This is a genomic window from Candidatus Zixiibacteriota bacterium, assembly GCA_014728145.1.
Classification (GTDB): Bacteria; Zixibacteria; MSB-5A5; order JAABVY01; family JAABVY01; genus WJMC01.
In genome coordinates this window covers 1-2,633 of record WJMC01000220.1, presented here as the reverse complement: position 1 = coordinate 2,633, position 2,633 = coordinate 1, and the positions used below count along the sequence as shown (strand labels likewise).

Here is a 2,633-nt window from a genome sequence, read left to right as displayed (position 1 = left end):
GCGGTGAAGCTGGTAGCGTCCGCCACGATCGTGTAGTCGTAGTTGGCGTTACCCGGTATGACTACGCCGATGGCGGCCAGGTCAGCGGAATAAGTGTCATACTGCTGTTTGTAGGAACGTTCCATGGTATAGATCTGCTTGAGCAGAAGCTGGGCTTCAGAGGTCTTGGACTTGGCGGAAGCCTTCATGAAACGCGGAATAGCCAGGGCGGCCAAAATGCCGATGATAACGACAACGATCATGAGCTCGATCAGGGTGAAACCCTTGCTGTTTCTTTTGTGGAATTTCTGCAACATCTTAGAATCCTCCTACTGAATGTTTTGGTTATTGCTCTATTTGTTTTCTTTGTTTTCCCTCTGGTACGGAGCTACGCACTTGCAAAACTTCTGCCAGAGTGAGTGTCCATTATCTGCACTTTCTTTATTCTCGTTAAGTTCATCTCTCGTTTGGGTTTTAAGTCTTTCCCTGTTTTTGCTGTTCAGTTTTTTCATCCTCGAACAACTTCTCCTCACTCAAATTATCTCTCAAATTACCAGATCACCCTTGCAGATTGCATCAATCCGCGGTATCGTCATCAACCATTACAAGGTCGCCATCGTCGTCAATAGTCCAGGTGTCGATGGTGCCATCATCATCCAGGTTGGCAGTCGCGGTAGCGGTAAATGTATTTGCATCTCCCGCAATTGTATATGTATAGAGAGCCTCAGAACCGATCTCTACCCAAATATCCGCGAAAGCATCGGGATTGCCGGCATGAGCCGGAGCGCCCGGGATGAAATAGGCTGAAGTCGACTGGCGATAGGTGTTTTCATTGGTATAGATCTGCTTTAAGATCAGTTTGGCCTCGGACTGGCGTGCGCGCTCAGAAGCTTTCCACCAGCGCGGAAGCGCCAAAGCGGCCAGTATTCCGATTATAACCACAACTATCATCAGTTCGATCAGGGTGAATCCTTTGTGATTTCTATTTGCTGATTTTTTCTTTGTGTTTTTCATAACGCTCTATCTTAATGCAACGGGTGTACCAAAAATCAGAAAAAAATGAAGTCGCTGGAAGGCAGGAAGATCAGTTGCAGTTTCAAAATGATAATTGGATCAGGCCTATTTTATTTTGCGAAATACTGGGAAATGCTCTTGCATTCTGCAAAAATCTTGAGGGAGTGCGAAGAATTTGAACTTCCTGTTCAATTCTTATAAAAACAGGCAGAGAATCCTCCACCGTCATCAGGATATATACAGATTAAGAGTGTGTCTATATAATAGAAGCGTTCAAAAAGGATTCGAAAAACTGTGGATATATACCCAATATAAGGGTGCCGATTACGGTGATGATTATCGCCAGGACAGCCCCGAAATTGAAATTGATGGGGCGGAATTCGATCTCGGTTTCGGTCATATACATTACGATAACAACCCGCAGGTAATAGTAAACTGAAATCAGACTGTTGATTACCGCCAGAACGACAAGTGTCAAAAGCGAATTAGAACCGGTATCGATGGCTGCCTTGAAGACCAGGAACTTCCCCAGAAAACCGGCAGTCGGCGGGAAGCCCGCCAGGGATATCATCAGGATTGTCAACAAGATTCCTAAAAACGGATACTTGCGCCCCATACCCGCGAACGAGGAAAAGTTCGTGTCGGAATTTTCGCGTGATTCGACCAGCAGTAAAATCGTGAAAGCGCCTATATTCATGACGGTGTAACATAACAGGTAATATAATGCCGCGGAAGACGCTTCGGCAGTAAAAGCAGTCAATCCAACCAGGATATAGCCGGCATGAGCGATCGATGAGTAAGCCAGCATTCGCTTGAAATTATTCTGCGATATCGCTAATATATTGCCGACAGTCATAGTCAGGGCGGCCAGTATCCAGAACACGATTTCCAGTTCGGGCTTGAGTGGCCTGAGGGCGACCAGGTAGACCTGGAAAAACGCGGCGAAAGCGGCCGCTTTGGGGCCGGCCGACATGAAAGCTGTAACAGAAGTCGGAGCACCGGTATAGACATCCGGAATCCACATATGAAACGGCACCGCGCCGACTTTGAAACCGAGTCCGATCAGGACCATGGCGGCCCCGATCATCAAATAAGTCTTGGACTGGATATTGGCGGTCAGCACAATCTCCGAAATAGAGGTCGAGGCTGTCCCGCCGTAGATGAAGGCGATTCCGAAGATTAAAAATCCGGAGGCAAAAGCACCCATCAGGAAGTACTTGAGGGAAGCCTCGTTTGAGACGATCTCGCGTCTCAAGAATCCAGCCAGCACGTACAGGCAGATCGACATGATCTCCAGCCCAATGAACAAAACGATCAAGTCGGCCGCAGAAGCCATCAGCATCATGCCGAAAGTCGCAAACAGGATCAGTGAATAAAATTCACCGTCGGGAGCATTTTTATACTTCATGTATCCGGATGAGATGAAAACGGTCAAAAGTGAGCCGAGCAGGAATATGGCCTTGAACATCAAAGAATAAGTGTTGATCAGTTACGTACCGGAAAACATCAGGTCATTTATCGATGTTTTCGAGCTGACGAGCACAATCACATAGACAAGTGCCGCCAGAAGCGAGGCCCATGTCAGGAAAATGACCGGCTGTTTTTTATCGCGCTTGAGAAACGGTTCGACGATCATGGTC

At 47.2% G+C, this 2,633-nt stretch carries 2 protein-coding genes and 1 pseudogene; all 3 read right to left on the bottom strand.

What is annotated here, in order from left to right; all coding sequences use genetic code 11:
* Nucleotides 1–296, bottom strand: a 296-nt coding sequence (locus GF404_12525; protein ID MBD3383005.1) for a prepilin-type N-terminal cleavage/methylation domain-containing protein, incomplete at its 3' end; no start/stop codon positions are given.
* 259 nt (nt 297–555) lie between these two features.
* Entirely contained in the window at nt 556–993 is a 438-nt protein-coding gene (locus GF404_12520; protein ID MBD3383004.1) for a prepilin-type N-terminal cleavage/methylation domain-containing protein, read from the bottom strand.
* 256 nt (nt 994–1,249) lie between these two features.
* Nucleotides 1,250–2,629, bottom strand: a pseudogene (gene nuoN / locus GF404_12515) (NADH-quinone oxidoreductase subunit NuoN).
* Nucleotides 2,630–2,633 lie beyond the last annotated feature (4 nt).

Coding starts and splice junctions, on each gene's coding strand:
- GF404_12520 (MBD3383004.1), bottom strand. CDS start 993: ATGAAAAACACAAAGAAAAAATCAGCAAATAGAAATCACAAAGGATTC.